At 74.8% G+C, this 17,110-nt stretch carries 15 protein-coding genes, 1 tRNA gene, 1 pseudogene and 1 riboswitch; of the genes and pseudogenes, 9 read left to right on the forward strand and 8 right to left on the reverse strand.

Annotated elements, in window-relative coordinates; translation table 11 throughout:
• Positions 1-22: 22 nt before the first annotated feature.
• Complete coding sequence (locus J4709_RS55725; RefSeq protein WP_307801514.1) at positions 23-2,488, reverse strand: lysylphosphatidylglycerol synthase domain-containing protein; 2,466 nt, start codon at positions 2,486-2,488, stop codon at positions 23-25.
• Between the two features lie 295 nt (positions 2,489-2,783).
• Positions 2,784-2,878: riboswitch (glycine riboswitch) on the forward strand.
• A gap of 172 nt (positions 2,879-3,050) precedes the next feature.
• On the opposite strand from J4709_RS55725, the gene gcvP reads away from it, so the two are divergent.
• On the forward strand, positions 3,051-5,927 hold the full coding sequence (gene gcvP, locus J4709_RS24865; RefSeq protein ID WP_208244205.1) for an aminomethyl-transferring glycine dehydrogenase: 2,877 nt from the start codon (positions 3,051-3,053) through the stop codon (positions 5,925-5,927).
• Positions 5,928-6,264: 337 nt separating this feature from the next.
• Positions 6,265-7,383: a tetratricopeptide repeat protein gene (locus J4709_RS24870; protein ID WP_208244206.1), complete on the forward strand. Its 1,119-nt coding sequence runs from the start codon at positions 6,265-6,267 to the stop codon at positions 7,381-7,383.
• A 2-nt stretch (positions 7,384-7,385) separates the two neighbouring features.
• Here the strand turns inward: J4709_RS24870 and J4709_RS24875 are convergent, their stop codons facing one another.
• Positions 7,386-7,811: a PPOX class F420-dependent oxidoreductase gene (locus J4709_RS24875; RefSeq protein ID WP_208244207.1), complete on the reverse strand. Its 426-nt coding sequence runs from the start codon at positions 7,809-7,811 to the stop codon at positions 7,386-7,388.
• A 55-nt stretch (positions 7,812-7,866) separates the two neighbouring features.
• Between J4709_RS24875 and J4709_RS24880 the strand changes: the two genes are divergently transcribed.
• Positions 7,867-8,481, forward strand: coding sequence for an alpha/beta hydrolase family protein (locus tag J4709_RS24880; RefSeq protein WP_208244208.1), 615 nt, complete (start codon positions 7,867-7,869; stop codon positions 8,479-8,481).
• Between the two features lie 116 nt (positions 8,482-8,597).
• Here J4709_RS24880 and J4709_RS24885 read toward each other — a convergent pair whose 3' ends face one another.
• Positions 8,598-8,801, reverse strand: a complete 204-nt coding sequence (locus J4709_RS24885; RefSeq protein ID WP_208244209.1) for a DUF5999 family protein — start codon at positions 8,799-8,801, stop codon at positions 8,598-8,600.
• Positions 8,802-9,166: 365 nt separating this feature from the next.
• On the opposite strand from J4709_RS24885, the gene J4709_RS24890 reads away from it, so the two are divergent.
• Genes J4709_RS24890 through J4709_RS24900 form a run of 3 tightly spaced genes read left to right on the forward strand, consistent with a single transcriptional unit; the run spans position 9,167 to position 11,930 of the window.
• Positions 9,167-9,895, forward strand: a complete 729-nt coding sequence (locus J4709_RS24890) for a (Fe-S)-binding protein (RefSeq protein WP_208244210.1) — start codon at positions 9,167-9,169, stop codon at positions 9,893-9,895.
• Complete coding sequence (locus J4709_RS24895; protein WP_208244211.1) at positions 9,892-11,292, forward strand: lactate utilization protein B; 1,401 nt, start codon at positions 9,892-9,894, stop codon at positions 11,290-11,292. The genes J4709_RS24890 and J4709_RS24895 overlap by 4 nt, the downstream gene beginning before the upstream one ends.
• The gene (locus J4709_RS24900) at positions 11,289-11,930 is read left to right on the forward strand and encodes a LutC/YkgG family protein (protein WP_208244212.1); all 642 of its coding nucleotides are present in this window, start codon (positions 11,289-11,291) and stop codon (positions 11,928-11,930) included. The genes J4709_RS24895 and J4709_RS24900 overlap by 4 nt, the downstream gene beginning before the upstream one ends.
• A gap of 6 nt (positions 11,931-11,936) precedes the next feature.
• On the opposite strand, the gene J4709_RS24905 is transcribed toward J4709_RS24900, so the two are convergent.
• From J4709_RS24905 to J4709_RS56380, 4 genes and pseudogenes are all read right to left on the reverse strand, one after another.
• Positions 11,937-12,509 (reverse strand): TetR/AcrR family transcriptional regulator, encoded by a 573-nt coding sequence (locus J4709_RS24905; RefSeq protein WP_208244213.1) that lies wholly within the window; start codon positions 12,507-12,509, stop codon positions 11,937-11,939.
• 339 nt (positions 12,510-12,848) lie between these two features.
• Positions 12,849-12,945, reverse strand: a tRNA-OTHER gene (locus tag J4709_RS24910).
• A 42-nt stretch (positions 12,946-12,987) separates the two neighbouring features.
• Entirely contained in the window at positions 12,988-13,194 is a 207-nt protein-coding gene (locus J4709_RS56375; RefSeq protein ID WP_443608529.1) for a DUF7873 family protein, read from the reverse strand.
• 67 nt (positions 13,195-13,261) lie between these two features.
• Positions 13,262-13,720, reverse strand: a pseudogene (locus J4709_RS56380) (DUF7873 family protein); the annotation flags it as partial.
• Positions 13,721-13,935: 215 nt separating this feature from the next.
• Between J4709_RS56380 and J4709_RS24920 the strand changes: the two are divergent.
• Both J4709_RS24920 and J4709_RS24925 read left to right on the forward strand, forming a co-directional pair.
• Positions 13,936-14,352, forward strand: a complete 417-nt coding sequence (locus tag J4709_RS24920) for a plectin (protein WP_208244214.1) — start codon at positions 13,936-13,938, stop codon at positions 14,350-14,352.
• Positions 14,353-14,542: 190 nt separating this feature from the next.
• Complete coding sequence (locus J4709_RS24925; protein WP_208244215.1) at positions 14,543-15,271, forward strand: maleylpyruvate isomerase N-terminal domain-containing protein; 729 nt, start codon at positions 14,543-14,545, stop codon at positions 15,269-15,271.
• Here the strand turns inward: J4709_RS24925 and J4709_RS24930 are convergent.
• Positions 15,219-16,592, reverse strand: a complete 1,374-nt coding sequence (locus tag J4709_RS24930; RefSeq protein WP_232384001.1) for a nitrate/nitrite transporter — start codon at positions 16,590-16,592, stop codon at positions 15,219-15,221. The genes J4709_RS24925 and J4709_RS24930 overlap by 53 nt on opposite strands.
• 201 nt (positions 16,593-16,793) lie before the next feature.
• Between J4709_RS24930 and J4709_RS24935 the strand changes: the two genes are divergently transcribed.
• Entirely contained in the window at positions 16,794-17,042 is a 249-nt protein-coding gene (locus tag J4709_RS24935; protein ID WP_173092611.1) for a metallothionein, read from the forward strand.
• Positions 17,043-17,110 lie beyond the last annotated feature (68 nt).

A 17,110-nucleotide genomic window follows, 5' to 3' on the forward strand; every position in this document is an offset into this window, starting at 1 on the left:
AAGAACTCCGTCCCCCGATCCCTCAGATCGCATCCTTGCGCTGGAGATAGGCGAACGCCGCCCAGCCGGGCAGGACCGGCAGCCACAGCGTCAGCAGGCGGTACAGCAGCACCGCCGACGTCGCCGCCTCCGCGGTCAGCCCCGAGATCGTCAGCGCCAGCGTCAGCGCGCCCTCGACGGCGCCGAGCCCGCCCGGCGTCGGCACCGCGGAGCCGACCGCGTTGGCGGTCAGGAACACCACCACGACCGCCGTCCAGTGCAGCGACCCGCCGAACGCGCGGATCGAGGCGTCCAGGCACAGCACGTACGCCGCGGTCAGCCCCACCGTCCCGCCGAGGCCGGTGGCGAGCTTGCGCGGCGACTGCAGCACGTCCACGAGCCGCGGCACCACGCCGGAGAACATCGACCGCACCCGGGACGCGGCGAACCGCCGCACCCGCGGGATCGTCAGCGCCGCGCCGGCGACCAGCCCCAGCGCCAGCACCACGATCATGATCGTGCGGGACGGCGCGAGGTCCTTGGTGGCGTTGTGGGTGGAGCCGGTGAGGAACCCGAACAGCGCCAGCAGCAGCACGTGCACCACGAGGCCGACCAGCTGGGACGCGCCGACGCTGGCGACCGCCAGGCCCGAGCGGATGCCCGAGCGCTGCAGGAAGCGGGTGTTGATCGCGACGCCGCCGACCGCGGCCGGCGCGACCAGCTGCACGAACGACGCCGCGACCTGCACCAGCACGGTCCGCCCCACCGGCAGCCGCTCCGGGACGAACCCGAGGAGCATGTACGCCGCCGCGAGATAGGTCGCGGCGGACGCGGCGAGCGCGATGAGCACCCAGTGCCAGGTCGCCGTCGACAGCAGGTGGGCGAAGTCCAGGCTGGCGATCTGCGGGAGCACGATGTACCCGGCGACCGACAGGCCGACGATGCTGAAGATCGTCCGGGGCCGGAAGCGCTCCAGCCGGACCGGCGCCGCCTCGGTCTCCGGCTTCAGCGCGACGATCTGCTCCCGGATCCGGGTGAGCAGCTCCCGGTCGCGGCGCAGCGCCGTCCGCGTCGCCCGCGACAGCGCCACCCGCTGCAGCAGCGGCACCGCCGCGGGCAGCGCGTCCTCGCCCAGCGCGGACGCCGCGGTCCGCACGGCGCGCTCGGGGCCGGCGCGCAGCGCGACGGTGGTGAGTAGCTGCGCGAGGTCCAGTCGCAGCGCCAGGTCGCCGGCGGCGATCTCGCCGGACCGCATGTCGGTGAGGTAGGCGCGGCCGTCGTCGCCGACGAGGATCGCGTCCTCCTCCAGCCGCCGGTGCGCGAGACGGCCCTCCTGCAGCCGCCGGAACTGCCGCCACACGTCGCCGAGGAGCGTGTCGGTGACCTCGTCGTCCGGGACGTCCCCGAGCCGGCGGCCGGGCACGTGCTCGTAGGCCAGCAGCGCCGCCTCCGTGCCGACCTCCGACGTCCCGACCAGCCGGGGGGTGCGTGCGCCCGCCGCGTCCACCGCGTACGCCATCAGCGACTCCAGCTCCAGGGAGCGGCGCAGCGGGCGCAGTGCCCGGCCGGTGGTGGTGCGGCTCAGCCGCAGCGTCCGCCACATCCGGTACAGCAGCCCGGCGGTCTGCTGGTCGCGGTCGAGGACCCGCACCTCCAGGTCCCAGCGGCCGGGCCGCCGCTCGCCCGGCGTGCGGCACTCCGGGTCGGCGCGGTCGAGGACGACGCCGTAGCGGCGGTCCGCGCCGGCGTCGCCGGGATCGTCGAGGCGGGCGGCGCGGCGCGGGCACAGCCCGAGCCGCTCGAGCGTGTTGACCACGGTCGTCCCGGTCGGCCGCGGGTTGGGCGTGCCGACCGCGTAGAGGGTGCCGTGCCCGATCGCGCGGCCGAGCAGGTAGGTCGCGGCGAGCGCGGCGACGGACGCGTACGACGCGGTGAGGCCGGTCAGCGCGGCCAGCCCGATCAGCGTCCAGGTCACCGCCTGCCAGCGGGTCCGGCCCGCCATCCCGACGGCCGTGACGAACGCGATCACCGGGGCGATGTCGGTGTGCACCGGCGCGGTCCGGGTGCCGCCCCAGATCAGCGAGTCCAGCACCCCGCCGGGCGCCGCGCTGGTCACCCAGTCGTCCAGCCCGACGGTGATCCCGAACGCGATCACGGCGGCGAGCAGCGCGATCGCGACCCGCATGCCGTCCTTGCGGAACAGCCGCTCGATCGCGAACGCGATCGGCACGGTCAGCACCCCGAAGCTGGAGGCGAGCGTCGCCAGCGACAGCAGCAGCCGCGGCGCGTGCGCGGTGCCCTGCGCGATGTCGGTCTGCAGCCCGTGCGTGGTCTGCTGGGCGATCGACACCAGCAGCATCACCACGGCCAGCCCGGCGCAGGAGACCCCGAACCTGATCGCGTCGCTCGAGCGGCGGATCCGGTCGGGCTGCGCGGGCTCGTCCACGGGGACGCCGGCGGTGGCGCCCGTCGCCGGGCGCACCGACGCCCCGCCGTGGGTCTGTGTCACGCCCTACCGCCGCCCTGCCCGTCCGCCATCGTGATCAGCGTCCCAGGGCCGGGGCCGCGCCGTCGAACGGCGGCCTCCGATCCGGCCGGCCCGCGGGCGGCGCCGCGCCCGGCCCGCCCGGCGGCCGCGCACGGCCCGCGGCCCGTCCGCCCCGGTGAGCTGTGCACATCGTACTTGCCGGTACATGCCCGGACCGTCCACCACCCCGGTTACACGCCGCCGATGTCGCGGTCCGCGGGGGCGCGCGGCGATCGCCGGTGCGCGGGTTGGGTAGGGTTTGTTCCGGACATGCCGTCGACCCTGCGCGGGAGAGACCCCATGCTGCCAGCGTGGGGCGCCGAAGGGGCAACCTCCCCGGAACCTCTCAGGCAAAAGGACCGCGCGGACGAGGCACCTCTGGAAAGCAGGCGCCGATCCCCCTGACCGGGGAGGGGCGGCTCACCGAAGGGGAAATCCCGCGCTGCGGGGGAAGCTCTCAGGTGCCGATGACAGAGGGGGAGACCGGCCGCCGGCCCGTTGCCGGCGGCGGCCCTGAGCGACCGCAGCAGCCAGGAGGCTCTCCATGACCGCCCAGTTCTTCGCCCCCGTGGCCTCGCCGCAGCACCCCCGTTCCACGTTCGCCGACCGGCACGTCGGCCCGTCCCCGGACGAGCGCGCCCGGATGCTGGCCGCCATCGGCTACTCCGGCGCCGAGGCGCTCATCGACGAGGCCGTCCCGGCCGCGATCCGCACCTCCCGGCCGCTGGAGCTGCCGCCCGCGCTGAGCGAGACCGCCGCGCTGGACCGGCTGCGCGAGCTCGCCTCGCGCAACACCGTCCTCACCTCGATGATCGGCCTCGGCTACCACGGGACGACCACGCCGGGCGTGATCCTGCGCAACGTCCTGGAGAACCCGGGCTGGTACACCGCCTACACCCCGTACCAGCCGGAGATCTCGCAGGGCCGCCTCGAGGCGCTGCTGAACTTCCAGACGGCCGTGTCCGACCTGACGGGCCTGCCGGTCGCCAACGCCTCCATGCTGGACGAGGGCACCGCCGCCGCCGAGGCGATGGCGCTCGCGCACCGCGTCTCCAAGCGCAAGGAGCCGGGCACGTTCCTGGTCGACGCCGACGCGCTGCCGCAGACGATCGAGGTCGTGCGGACCCGGGCGGTCCCGCTCGGCATCGAGGTCGTCACCGCGGACCTGTCCGGCGGGCTGCCCGACGGCGACTTCTTCGGCGTCCTGCTGCAGTACCCCGGCGCGTCCGGGGCCGTCCGCGACCTGGAGCCGATCGCCGCGCAGGCGCACGAGCGCGGTGCCAAGGTCGTCGTCGCCGCCGACCTGCTCGCCCTGACCCTGCTGCGGCCGCCGGGCGAGTCCGGCGCCGACATCGCCGTGGGCTCGGCGCAGCGCTTCGGCGTCCCGTACGGGTTCGGCGGCCCGCACGCCGGCTACATGGCGGTCGGCGAGGGCATCCAGCGGCAGCTGCCCGGACGCCTCGTCGGCGTGTCCGTCGACGCCGACGGCGCCACCGCCTACCGCCTCGCCCTGCAGACCCGCGAGCAGCACATCCGCCGCGAGAAGGCCACCAGCAACATCTGCACCGCGCAGGTCCTCCTCGCCGTGATGGCGAGCATGTACGCCGTCTACCACGGGCCCGAGGGACTCGCCGCCATCGCCCAGCGGACGCACCGCCGCGCCGCCGAGATCGCCGCGGGGCTGCGCGCCGGCGGCGTCGAGGTGGTGCACGGCGCCTTCTTCGACACCGTCCTGGCGAAGGTCCCGGGCCGGGCCGCCGAGGTCGTCGAGGCCGCCCGCGAGCGCGGCATCAACCTGCGGCCGGACGGCGCCGACCGCGTCGCCGTCGCCTGCGACGAGACGACGCTGCCCCAGCACGTCACCGCCGTCCTGGAGGCGTTCGGCGCGCCCGCCGAGGTCGCCGCCGCCGAGGAGGCGATCCCGGACGCGCTGCGCCGCGAGAGCCCCTACCTGACCCACCCGGTCTTCCACGCGCACCGCTCCGAGACCGCGATGCTGCGCTACCTGCGCCGGCTCCAGGACAAGGACATCGCGCTCGACCGCTCGATGATCCCGCTCGGCTCCTGCACGATGAAGCTGAACGCCACCGCCGAGATGGAGCCGATCACCTGGCCGGAGTTCGCGAACCTCCACCCGTTCGCGCCGATCGACCAGGCCGCCGGGTACGTCGAGCTGATCGGCGAACTGGAGGACGCACTCGCCGAGATCACCGGGTACGCCAAGGTGTCCGTCCAGCCCAACGCCGGATCCCAGGGCGAGCTGGCCGGGCTGCTCGCCATCCGCGGCTACCACGCCTCCCGCGGCGACGAGCACCGCGACGTGTGCCTCATCCCGTCGTCCGCGCACGGCACCAACGCCGCCAGCGCCGTCATGGCCGGGATGCGCGTCGTCGTCGTCAAGTGCGACGAGGGCGGCAACGTCGACCTCGACGACCTGCACGCCAAGATCGGCGAGCACGGCGACCGGCTCTCCGCGATCATGGTGACCTACCCGTCCACGCACGGCGTGTTCGAGGAGTCGATCACCGACGTCTGCGCGGCCGTGCACGAGGCCGGCGGCCAGGTCTACGTCGACGGCGCCAACCTCAACGCCCTCGTCGGCCTCGCCCGCCCCGGCGAGTTCGGCTCCGACGTCTCGCACCTCAACCTGCACAAGACGTTCTGCATCCCGCACGGCGGCGGCGGCCCCGGCGTCGGCCCCATCGGCGTCCGCGAGCACCTCGCCCCGTTCCTGCCGAACCACCCGCTGCGCGAGGAGGCCGGCCCCGCCGGGACCGGCGTCGGCCCGATCTCCGCCGCGCCGTGGGGCTCGGCGGGCATCCTGCCGATCTCCTGGGCGTACATCGCGATGATGGGCCCGGACGGCCTGCGCGCCGCCACCGAGGGCGCCATCATCGGCGCCAACTACCTCGCCGCCCGCCTCGGCCCGCACTACCCGATCCTCTACACCGGCCGCAACGGCCTCGTCGCGCACGAGTGCATCGCCGACCTCCGCAAGATCACCAAGGAGACCGGGATCACCGCCGAGGACGTCGCCAAGCGCCTCATCGACTACGGCTTCCACGCCCCGACGCTCTCCTTCCCCGTCGCCGGCACCCTGATGATCGAGCCCACCGAGTCCGAGGACCTCGCCGAGCTCGACCGGTTCTGCGACGCCATGATCGAGATCCGCCGGGAGATCCAGCGCGTCGCCGACGGCGGCTACGACCGCGAGGACAACCCCCTCAAGAACGCCCCGCACACCGCCGCGTCCCTCATCTCCGACGACTGGAAGCACGCCTACACCCGCGACGAGGCCGCCTACCCCGTCCCCGCGCTGCGCGAGAACAAGTACTGGCCCCCGGTCCGCCGCATCGACCAGGCCTACGGCGACCGCAACCTCGTCTGCTCCTGCCCCCCGCCGGAGGCGTTTGAGGACTGAGTTTTTCCAGGGGGGCGACCCCCTGGAACCCCCGTTGCGACGGACGAGGCGTTTCACGCTCCGCTGGCGCTCCGCGTGAAACGCCTCGTCCGTCGTCGGGCAGGCCCGCTGCGCTCGCAGGGCTCGCTCCGCGTGCCTGCCCGTGGCCGGTGGCTGAGGTCCGGTCTTCCGGACCGATGTTCAACCGGCGCTTCTGGACGGGGGTTCAGGCGGCGCGGGGGACCGGGGGCCGTGGGGGCTGCGATCTTGGCGGGCGTTTTCGAGTGTCGGCCGGGACGGGGCGGTATCCGGTCGCTAGGCTCTGGGCGGACCCCGACCCCCAGAGGGCAGAACACCGATGAGCGAGTCCGCGGCCGACGATCCGGCCCTGTTGTGCGAGGAGGCGCGGAGCCTCGCGGAGAACGGCGCGGCCCGCGAGGCCGCGCTGCTGTTCGAGCGGGTGCTCGCCCTCGGCGACACCCCGTGCCGGGCGCAGGCGGCGCTCGGCCTCGCGGTCGTGCTGGACGACGGCGGGGACGTCGAGGCGGCCCGCGAGGCCGACCGGGCCGCCATCTCCACCGGCGACCCCGAGTACGGTCCGCGCGCCGCGTACCACCTGGCGCTCACCCATGAGCGGGCCGGCGAGCACGAGGAGGCGGCGCCCGCGTGGCGCGTCGTCGTCGACTTCGGCAACCCGGCGTACCTGCCGCCCGCCCACCTCGCCCTCGCGCGGCTCGCCGACGACGCCGGCGACTTCGAGGGGGCGCGCGGGCACTGGGAGGCGGTCGTCGGGACGGGCGACGCCGAGTACGGGCCGCCCGCCGCGCACGATCTCGCGCAGCGGCTGCTGGAGCGCGGCGAGCCCGCCCGCGCGCAGCGGGTGCTGGCCGCGGGGCTCAGGCTGATCGACCAGGACGGCGCCCCGTACGCCTACGCGCGGCTCGCCGTCGCGCTCGGCATCTCCTACCTCGACCAGGCGGTCGGCGCGTTCGGCGCGGCGCTCGGCGACCCGGCCGAGCCCGCCGACCCGGAGGTCGGGCCGCTCGCGACGGAGCTGCTGGCGCGCACGCTGCCGCTGCGCGGGCGCGGCCCGGAGGCGGGCGAGGTGTGGCGGCGCGGGCTCGCCGACCCGGGCGTCGCCGGGCAGGTGCGGGCCCGGCTGCGCCGCGACTTCGGCGACGAGGACGCCGACCCCGCCGACCTGTGGTGGGAGCCGGTCGTCGAGCAGGCCGTGACCGACGGGACGCTGCCCGCGCTCGCCGGCGAGGCGTTCGGCGCGCTCGACCACATGTACGCGCTGCTGGCCGTCCGTCGGCAGGCGGGCGAGCAGGAGCGGGCCGGTGAGGCGATCGGCGACGCCGTCCGGGTGCCGGACGGGTACCCGTGGGGCCCGCTGCTGCACGAGAGCTTCGCCGAGCGGCTGCGGCTGGCGACGGGCGGACCGGCGGTGCCGCCGCCTGACCCGGCGGGCGCCTGACCTCAGTCCGAGATGTCGCGCTGCGCGACCACCTTGGTGATGCGGGCGCGGACGAGGTACTCGCCGGGCACGGCGTTGCGCTCGCCGAACTCCTCGCCGCGGTCGGCGCCCATGTAGCGGGAGCCGATGACGGTCGCCCACCTGCGCAGCTCGTCGAGGTCCTCGGTGAGCCGGGCCTCGGCCTGGATCATCACGTACGAGTACGGCGGCGTCTGGTCGTCGACGCACACCGACAGGCGGGGGTCGCGGCCGAGGACGCGCGCCTTGATGCTCTCGTGGTAGGTCGTGAACAGCAGGTCGTCGCCGTCCAGGACGAACCAGATGGGCGTGACGTGCGGCGTGCCGTCCTTGCGGGTGACGCCGGCCTTGCCGGTGCGGGTGCCCTCCATGACGAAGGCGCGCCATTCGCTGTCGGTCATGATCTCCATCCGCCCAGTGTGCCCCACACGGTCACCGGCCGTGCCGGGCCGGTACCGTGGCGTCATGCACATCCAGACCGCGCACGGGCCCGCGGAGGCGACCCTGGACGGGCCGGACCGCCCGGCGTTCCTGCTGGTGCTGACGCACGGGTCGAACGGGGGAGTGGACGCGCCGGACCTGCTGGCGGTCCGGGACGCCGCGCTCGGCCTGGGCGGCGCGGTCGCGCGGGTCATGCAGCCGTTCCGGCTCGCCGGGCGCCGCGCGCCCGGCTCGGCGGTCAAGCAGGACGAGGCGTGGCTGGAGGTCGTCGGGGTCTTGCGGGAGCGGTTCGGGGACGTCCCGCTCGTCCAGGGCGGACGCAGCAACGGCGCGCGGGTCGCGTGCCGGACCGCGACCGCCGCCGGCGCGGCGGGGGTGATCGCGCTGGCGTTCCCGCTGCATCCGCCGGGCAAGCCGGAGAAGACCCGGGTGGAGGAGCTGCGCGGCGCGGGCGTCGAGGTGCTGGTCGTCAACGGGGACCGCGACCCGTTCGGGGTGCCGGACGCGGCGGACGCGGCGCACGTCACGGTGCTGCCGGGGGAGCGGCACGACCTCAACAAGGACCCGGACGGGGTGGGCCGGGCGGTGGGGCCGTGGCTGCGCCGCTGGGTGGCGGCGCCGGCGCGGGCCCGCGGCTGACGCGGGCCCGGACGGCAGTACGCCCCTGGGCCCGGAGCGGGCCCAGAGGGCGTGGTAGGGCGGGCGTGCCCCCGAGGATGATCACCCGTTCGAACTAGTCCCCCGTTGGAGACTCCTCACGCGGCGGACGGCGCCTTCAGGTCCGTCGGCCGGTGCGGTGCGATGACTGCTCCGTCGGGCAGCAGCTCACCGGTGTCCTCGAAGAGCACGACACCGTTGCACAGCAGGCTCCACCCCTGCTCGGGGTGAGTGGCGAGCGTCCTGGCGGCGTCGCGGTCGGGTGCGTTGTGCGAGGGACAGGGCGGCTGGTGCGGGCACATCGGCGTGCCTCCGGTCTCAACTACAGGTCGGTCGTGGTGCTTTCCCTTATGACGCACCCCAGTGTGGAACGGTTCGCGCGGCCCGGCCATAGTCCGTTGGGACGGTTGTCCTTTGGTACCGGAGGACCGGTGATCTGTGACCCGCCTCACTCCGAGGTGCCAGGCATAGCGTCCCTCACGCGCGATAACGGACGCCGAACAACACGCCGTCGGGCGGGGAAACGTTGCCGTCGGTTCGATCCGCCTTACCCGGCCGCCCGGTTCCGGTCGGCGGGTGCGATCGTTTCCCCCGGACGCGGCCTCCGGGCGCCCTACGATGTCCCACGGGGGACCGGGCTTTGCGAGGCGTGGGGGGTGAGGCCGGTATGCGCGTCGCGCTGTTCGTCGCTTGCTTCGACGACGCGTTGTTCCCCGCGACCGGCAGGGCCGTGACGGCGCTGCTGGAGCGGCTCGGCCACGACGTCGCCTACCCGCCCGGCCAGACCTGCTGCGGGCAGATGCACTGGACGACCGGCTACCACCGCGAGGCGGCGGGCCTGGCGCGCGCGTTCACCGCCGCGTTCGAGGGCGCCGAGGCGATCGTGGCGCCGTCCGCGTCGTGCGCCGCCGCGGTCCGCGACGCCTACCCGCGGATCGCGCGGGCGGCCCGCGACACGGCGCTGGCCCGGGCCGCCGAGGACCTCGCCGTCTACGAGCTGACCGAGTTCCTGGTGGACGTGCTGGGCGTGACGGACGTCGGCGCCTTCTTCCCGCACCGCGTCACCTACCACCCGTCCTGCCAGTCCGCGCGGGCCCTCGGCATCGGCGACCGGCCGCTGCGGCTGCTGCGCGCGGTGAAGGGCATCGACCTGGTGGAGCTGCCGGCGGCGGACGAGTGCTGCGGGTTCGGCGGCGCGTTCGCGGTGAAGAACGCCGACGTGTCGGTCGCGATGGCGGCCGACAAGGTCGGGCACGTCCGCGGCACCGGCGCGGACGTGCTGTGCGCGGTCGACAACGGCTGCCTGGCGCACATCGGCGGCGCGCTGTCGCGGCTGCGCGCCGGCGTCCGGGTGGTGCACCTGGCCGAGATCCTGGCCGCGACGGGGCCGGCGTGACCGCCGCACCGCCCCCGCCGGCGTCCGGGGCGCCGGGCCCGGTCGCGGCGCCGCCGAAGTTCGCCGCCGCCGCGCGGGTCGCGCTCGCCGACACCGCCCTGCGCAGCGGCTTGCGCGGCGCCGCCGCGGCCGCCCGGGAGCGGCGCTCGGCGTTTCCTGAGCCCGCCGACTGGGAGGACCTGCGCGAGGCCGGCCGCGCGATCAAGGACGAGGCGCTGCTCAACCTCGACGCCCACCTGGAGGAACTCGAACGGGCCGTCACCGAGGCGGGCGGCACCGTGCACTGGGCGGCCGGCGCCGCCGAGGCGCGCCGGATCGTCACCGGCCTGGTGCGGGCGTCCGGCGCCGCCGAGGTCGTCAAGTCGACGTCGGCGGTCACCCGGGAGATCGGCCTGGCCGGGGCGCTGGCGCGCGCGGGCGTCGCGGTCCGCGAGACCGGGCTCGGCGAGCTCCTCGCACAGCCCGGCGAGGACGGGCAGGCGTCCTACAGAGACCGCGCCGGCGGCCCGTCCGACGATCCCGCCGTGCTCGCCGAGGCGGCGCGGCTGCGCCTGCGCGAGCGGTTCCTCGGCGCGCGCGTGGCCGTCACCGGCGCGAACTTCCTGGTGGCGGAGACCGGCACGCTGGTGCTGCTGGAGTCGGAGGGCAACGGCCGGATGTGCCTGACGCTGCCGGACACGCTGATCTCCGTCGCCGGCATCGAGAAGGTGGTGCCCACCTGGGCGGACCTGGAGGTGCTGCTCCAGTTGCTGCCGCACTCGTCGTCCGGCGCGCCGATGACGCCGTACGTGTCGTCGTGGACGGGCGTCACGCCCGGCGACGGGCCCCGCGAGTTCCATCTCGTGCTGCTCGACAACGGCCGCACGAAGGCCCTCGCCGACGAGGTCGGCCGCGCCGCGCTGCGCTGCATCGGCTGCTCGGCCTGCCTGGACGTCTGCCCCGTCTACGAGCGGACGGGGCCGGCCCCCTACGGGCCGGTCCGCGCGGGGCCGATCGGCGCGATCCTCACCCCGCAGCTGCGCGGGGTCGAGCGGGCCGCCGAGGCGTCGCTGCCGTTCGCGTCGACGCTGTGCGGCGCGTGCGCCGACGTCTGCCCGGTGAAGATCGACATCCCGGAGGTGCTGGTCCACCTGCGCGGCCGGGTCGTCGAGTCGCGCCGGCACCGGCCCGTCCCGACCCCGGAGCTGGTGCTGATGCGCGGCCTGGCCTGGACGATGTCGGACCCGCGCCGGTACGAGGCGGCGCTGCGCCGCGGCACCCGCTGGGCGCGGCTGATGTCGCGCGGCGGCCGGATCCGCCGGCTGCCCGGCCTGCTCGGCAAGTGGACCGACGCCCGCGACCTGCCCGCGCCGCCGCCGGCGACGTTCCGCGCCTGGTGGTCGGGGAGGCGCCGGTGAGCTCCCGGGACGAGGTGCTGCGGCGGGTACGGGACGCGCTCGGCGGGGCGCGCGGCACGCACCCGGCGGTGCCGCGCGGGTACGCGCGCCGGCTCGCCGGCACGGACGCGGCGGACGTCCCGGCGCTGTTCGGCGAGCGCGTCGCGGAGAACCGGGCGGCGGTGCGGCACGTCGGCGCGGACGAGCTGGCCACCGCGGTCGCCGCCGCGCTGTGGGGCCGCGAGGCCAAGCAGATCGTCGTCCCCGCGGACCTGCCGTTCGGCTGGCTCGCGGAGCTGGACGGGGTGCGGGCGATGGCCGACCGCCCGGTGATCGACGTGGACGCCCTCGCGGCCGCGGACGGCGTCGTCACCGGCTGCGCCGTCGCGATCGCCCGGACCGGGACCGTCGTGCTGGACGGGGGCCCGACGCAGGGCAGGCGCGCGCTCACCCTGCTGCCCGCCTACCACCTGTGCGTCGTGCAGGCCGAGCAGATCGTCGGGACGGTCCCGGAGGCGCTGGAGCGGCTCGACCCGTCCCGTCCCCTCACCTGGATCAGCGGCCCGTCCGCCGCACACGGCGCGGGCGCGGCGGCCCCGGCGGGTGCGGAGGGCGTGCACGGCCCCCGGCATCTCGAGGTGCTGGTCGTCGAGGACTGACCCCGGCTACCCGGCGCCGGTGAGGACCAGGTCCAGGCCGACGGTGAAGCGGGCGTCCCAGTCGACGGCGCGGTCGGCGCCGTCCTCCGCCGTCCCGCGGACCTCCAGCGCCGCGTGCCCGATCACGTACCCGAGCAGGGTGTGCGCGGCGACGGCCGCGGGCTCCTCGCGCACGCCGCCCTGCCGCATCACCTCCCGCAGGGACGTGACGGTCGCGGTGAGCGCGGCGGGGTTGCGGCGGGTGACGACGAGGGGGAGCACGCCCGCGTGCGCCAGCAGGCGGCCGCGGTAGTCGCCGGCCCACGAGCGCAGGACGCCCCGCCAGGACGCGGCGTCCGCCGCCCCGGTGTCGGCGGGGGCCGCCGCGACGTGCGCGACGAGGCCGTCGAGGAGCTGCTCCTTGCCGCGCGGGAGGTGGTGGTAGATCGCCATCGCCTCGACCTCCAGCGCGTCGCCGAGGCGGCGCATGGTGAGGCGGCCGAGTCCCTGGCCGTCGACGATCTGCAGGGCCGCCTCGGTGATCCGCTCGATCGACAGCGGCGCGCGGTTCTGGGCGTTGATGCTGGGCTGCCTGACCATGGGGGCAAGCGTACGGCGGCCCGCCGACATGATCGGGGAGCCGGCCGCGCGCCGCCGTGCCGGGACGGCGGCGGGCCCCGGGACTTGCCCGAGTCCCGGGGCCCTGGATGGTTCCGCCCTGATGCGCACACCGGTGCGATTCCGGGGGACGGTCAGGTTCAGTTCGCCGTGTTCTCCCTTTGAACCACCGCCGCACGAGAGCGGCGGACCAGATTCGAACTGGCACCTCGGCGACCTTCGCCGTCCCCCGCCCACCGGTGATGGGCGGAGATGCTGAGACTGGAGCGAGAGCTTGAGATTCATGGGCCGCTCTACCTGGCTGAGCTACCGGGGCCCGAGTGCTCCGGGGAGGATTCGAACCTCCGCTGACGCCACGCGATCAAGCTGAACTTCATTCTCAGCTTCCGGGCTCGCGCCCGGACCCCCGCGCTCCAGCGGGGGAGTCTTCAGTTGTGCGGCCCGCGTCACCGCGGGGGGTTCAGGCGAAAAGGTAGCCGAAGACGGCCTCGCCCACCTTCCGGTCGGTCACTTCCGCGCCGTTGGCCTCCTCGCGGGCGAACTTGATCGCGGCCTGCAGCTTGGCGACGCGCTCGCGCAGCTCGTTCACCCGGCGCGCCGGCAGGGCGCCGGAGAACGCGGTCCGGGTCCAGGTGCCGACGATGACGTCCTCGGTGTAGGTCTCCACCTGGGCGGGGGTGCTCGGTGGTCGCCTCGTACAGGACGTGGGCCCGCGGGATCTTCTTGGTGCGGGTCGTCCGGACCGGCTCGGTGCGCCACACGTCGGCGGACTCGTCGAACGTCCACGCCTCGGCGGTGTCGAGCACCGGGAGCCGGTCGACGAGCCCGGCCAGCTCGGTGAGCTGCTTCTCCAGGAACAGCAGGTGCGCGACGGGGACCTGCTCCAGGACGGTGCGGCCGTCGACGACGACGTCGGCGCGGGCGTCGCGGTTCGCCCAGTCCTTGGTGGCGGTGATGTCGAAGAGCCGGGTGAGCGCCGCCGCGACCTCCTTCAGCGTCCCCTCCGCCGTCACCTGCACGCGGGTGGACTCGGGCGGCAGGGACTCGCCGTCGTCGTCGAGCGGCTGGTAGGTGCGGGAGATGCCGGACAGCAGCGCGGTCTTCTGCAGCCGCTGGCCGATCTCGGCGATCTCGCGCTGCGCGCGGCTCTTGGCGCCCTTCTCGACCGCGATGATCTGGTTGAGCTTCGGCATGGTCCGTCCCGCCTCCCGTGGTTTCCGCCGGAAACGGTACTGATCGGCGATCTTTCGCGCATCCTGATTACCGGGTGGCGCGCCGTTGGGCGCTCAGAGTGACCTTACTGTGTAAAGGGCGCGAGTTCGGTGTCCGGCGTCACAGCCGGGGGACGGCGCGCGTACGCTGGGCCTCGATCGGACGATGAAGATCGTGAGCTTGAGGGAGTATCGCCATGCCGCTGATCCGCCGGGTGGGCAAGGACGTCGCGGAGCAGTACGACGCCGACGAGCGGCTGGCCGCCGGCTACGACGCGCGCCTCGCGGCCGCGGGCGAGGCCGAGCGCGCGCTGCGCGACGCCCAGGGCGCGGACGTGCCCGAGCCGGAGCTGCACGAGCTGACCATCGCCTTCGACGAGGCGATGACGGAGGTGCTCGCCGCGGCGGAGGCGTCCGAGCGGATCGCGATGGGCCCGAAGACCTACGTGTCGGACGCGCAGGACGCCAAGGCGCGCCGCGCCGCGGAGATCGCGCGCCGCAAGGCCAAGGCGCGCCCGTCCGTGCGGCCGTGGACCGACGAGGTCGACCGGCTGCGCACCGCGCGCGAGGCGCACCGGCTGAGCTTCCGGACGCGTCCCGCCGCGGCCGTCTGAGCGCGCCCGTCCCACGTGCCGCCACGTGGGACGACACAGCACCACCGAGTGGCACCGGCCACCGAACTCTGAGAGTCTGCCCTCTCGGGGAACGCCGGGGCGGCCCGCTCCGCACCGCCGCCGCGCGCGGCGGCGCGGGACGCGCTCCGGCGGGGAGGGCGCTGGTGCCCTGAACGCGGGGGGAAGTCACGTGGAGCGCACGCCGCCGGACCGGTGCCGCGTACTCGAGTCCTACGAGGACGGGACGCGGGCGATCCGTGAGCTGGCGTCGGCGGTCGAGGACTGGGACGTGCCGACGCCGTGCGCCGACTGGCAGCTGATCGACCTGGCCGGGCACCTGCGGTGCGTGGCGGAGAACTTCCTGGAGTACCTGCAGGACGCGCCGGACAGCCGGCTGGCCAAGCTGTTCGCGCAGGACGCGGCGTCGGCGGTGCTGATCCGGCAGCAGGCGCGGCAGAACGCGACGGAGCTGGCGGTGCTGCCGCCGGAGCCGGGCCCGGAGCGGATCACGGCGTTCTCGGTGTCGGCCGGCGCCTACGCCGACCTGATGCCCGACATGTGGGACCGCACCCATCTGATCTACCGGGGCACCAAGTACACCGTCGGCGACCACGCGGGCGCCGCGTGCGTGGAGTGGCACCTGCACGCCTGGGACATGGCCCGCTCGATCGGCGCCGACTACCGGCCGCGCGACCCCGACCTGCTGGTGTCGGCGTGGCACTGGGGGGTGCCGCACCTGCCGCTGGCGTCGGGGGACGCGTGGGAGTCGGTGCTGCGGTCCTCGGGCCGGTCGCCGCGGTGGCCGGACCCCGGCGAGGGGCCCGGCCGGCCGCGCGGCGGGCGGCAGCGGGCGGGGCGCCAGGCCGTCAGACGCCCGCCGGCTTCCTCGGGTGGGTCCGCAGGTAGACCGTCCAGGTGAGGAGGCAGCAGGCGGCGTAGTAGGCGATGAACGCGATGTACGCGCCGTCCCCGGTCCCGGAGGTCAGGAACGACTGCCGGAAGGCGATGTTGACCAGTACGCCGCCGAACGCTCCGATCGCGCCGGCGATGCCGATGAGCGCACCGGCGAGCCGCCGGGCCTCGTGCTCGGCGGCCACCGGGTCGCCGCCGTTGGCGACGCCGAGCTGCGCCTTCGCCCGGAAGATCGCCGGGATCATCTTGTAGGTGGAGCCGTTGCCGAGGCCGCTGAACGCGAACAGCAGGATGAACCCGGTGACGAACAGCGCGAGCGACTTCTCGCGCGACGCGGTGAGGACGATCCCCGCCGAGACCGCCATCGCGACGAAGTTCCAGAACGTGACCCTCGCCCCGCCCGTCCGGTCCGCGAGCCATCCGCCGACGGGCCGGATCAGCGAGCCGAGCAGGGGCCCGAGGAAGGTCAGGTACGCGGCCTTGATCGGGGTGTCGAAGTCGGCCTTGAACTGGACCTGCAGTACCTGCCCGAAGGCGAACCCGAACCCGATGAACGACCCGAACGTGCCGATGTAGAGCAGCGACATGATCCAGGTGTGGCCGTCCTTGCAGACGTCGCGCATCGCCCGCTTCTCGTTGCGGACCTGCGACAGGTTGTCCATGAACAGCGCCGCGCCGAGCGCGGCGAGCACGATGAACGGGATGTAGATGCCGGCGACGAGGCCCGGGTGGCCCTTGCCGGCGGTGGCGAGCACCGCCAGGCCGACGAGCTGGACGACGGCGACGCCGACGTTGCCGCCGCCGGCGTTGATGCCGAGGGCCCAGCCCTTGAGGCGCTGCGGGTAGAAGGCGTTGATGTTCGCCATCGAGGAGGCGAAGTTGCCGCCGCCGACGCCCGCGACGGCCGCCAGGACCAGCAGGGTGGAGTACGAGACGCCGGGCTTGATGAGGAACGCGGCGAGCACCGCGGGGACGAGCAGCAGGGAGGCGCTGACGATGGTCCAGTTGCGGCCGCCGAACCGGGCGACGGCGAAGGTGTAGGGGATCCGCAGCACGGCTCCGATGGCCGCCGGGACGGTGGTGAGCATGAACTTGCCGGCCGGGTCGATGCCGTAGGCGGGGCCGAGGAACAGCACGAGCACCGACCACAGCGTCCAGACCGAGAACCCGATGTGCTCGGAGAAGATCGAGAACGCGAGGTTGCGGCGGGCGGTGCGGGCCCCGGACGCGGCCCAGAACTCCGGCTCCTCGGGCCGCCAGTCCTCGATCCAGCGGCCTTTCAGCGAGGGGCGGCGCGTGCGCGGCGCCGCTTCGGTCGTGACGGTCATCGGCTGTCTCCTTGGGGTCGCTGACGCGGCACGACGCTAGGAGCCGGGCGTTTCGCGCTTGTGTGGCCCGCAATGCGGCGGTGATAACTCCACTGCACAGCGTGCGCGTGCGAGGTGTGAGATGGGAGCGGGCGCGCGTGGCCGCCGCCCCGCCGGGGTAGGTCGTGATCGCGGCGCGGCGGGGGAGGGAGAACAGGACCTATGGCGACCTGCGAGGTCTGCGGGAACGACTACGCGATGGCGTTCGAGGTGCACGCGCAGGGGGACGTGCACACCTTCGACTCGTTCGAGTGCGCGATCACCCGGATGGCGCCGATCTGCGAGCACTGCGAGTGCCGGATCCTCGGGCACGGCGTCGAGGTGGGCGGGCGGTTCTACTGCGGCGCCCACTGCGCCCGCGCCGCCGATCCGGAGCGCGCGCGGCTCATCCAGGACGCCGCGCCGGTGTAGGCGCGGCGCCCGAGCGCGCGGGCCGGTCGCGATGTGGCGGCCGGTCGCGGTGTCCGGTCCGGTGTCCA

Source organism: Actinomadura violacea (assembly GCF_017573465.1).
Lineage (GTDB): Bacteria > Actinomycetota > Actinomycetes > Streptosporangiales > Streptosporangiaceae > Spirillospora > Spirillospora violacea.

Coding starts and splice junctions, on each gene's coding strand:
- gcvP (WP_208244205.1), top strand. CDS start 3,051: ATGACCGCCCAGTTCTTCGCCCCCGTGGCCTCGCCGCAGCACCCCCGT.
- J4709_RS24870 (WP_208244206.1), top strand. CDS start 6,265: ATGAGCGAGTCCGCGGCCGACGATCCGGCCCTGTTGTGCGAGGAGGCG.
- J4709_RS24875 (WP_208244207.1), bottom strand. CDS start 7,811: ATGGAGATCATGACCGACAGCGAATGGCGCGCCTTCGTCATGGAGGGC.
- J4709_RS24880 (WP_208244208.1), top strand. CDS start 7,867: ATGCACATCCAGACCGCGCACGGGCCCGCGGAGGCGACCCTGGACGGG.
- J4709_RS24885 (WP_208244209.1), bottom strand. CDS start 8,801: ATGTGCCCGCACCAGCCGCCCTGTCCCTCGCACAACGCACCCGACCGC.
- J4709_RS24890 (WP_208244210.1), top strand. CDS start 9,167: ATGCGCGTCGCGCTGTTCGTCGCTTGCTTCGACGACGCGTTGTTCCCC.
- J4709_RS24905 (WP_208244213.1), bottom strand. CDS start 12,509: ATGGTCAGGCAGCCCAGCATCAACGCCCAGAACCGCGCGCCGCTGTCG.
- J4709_RS24920 (WP_208244214.1), top strand. CDS start 13,936: ATGCCGCTGATCCGCCGGGTGGGCAAGGACGTCGCGGAGCAGTACGAC.
- J4709_RS24930 (WP_232384001.1), bottom strand. CDS start 16,592: ATGACCGTCACGACCGAAGCGGCGCCGCGCACGCGCCGCCCCTCGCTG.
- J4709_RS24935 (WP_173092611.1), top strand. CDS start 16,794: ATGGCGACCTGCGAGGTCTGCGGGAACGACTACGCGATGGCGTTCGAG.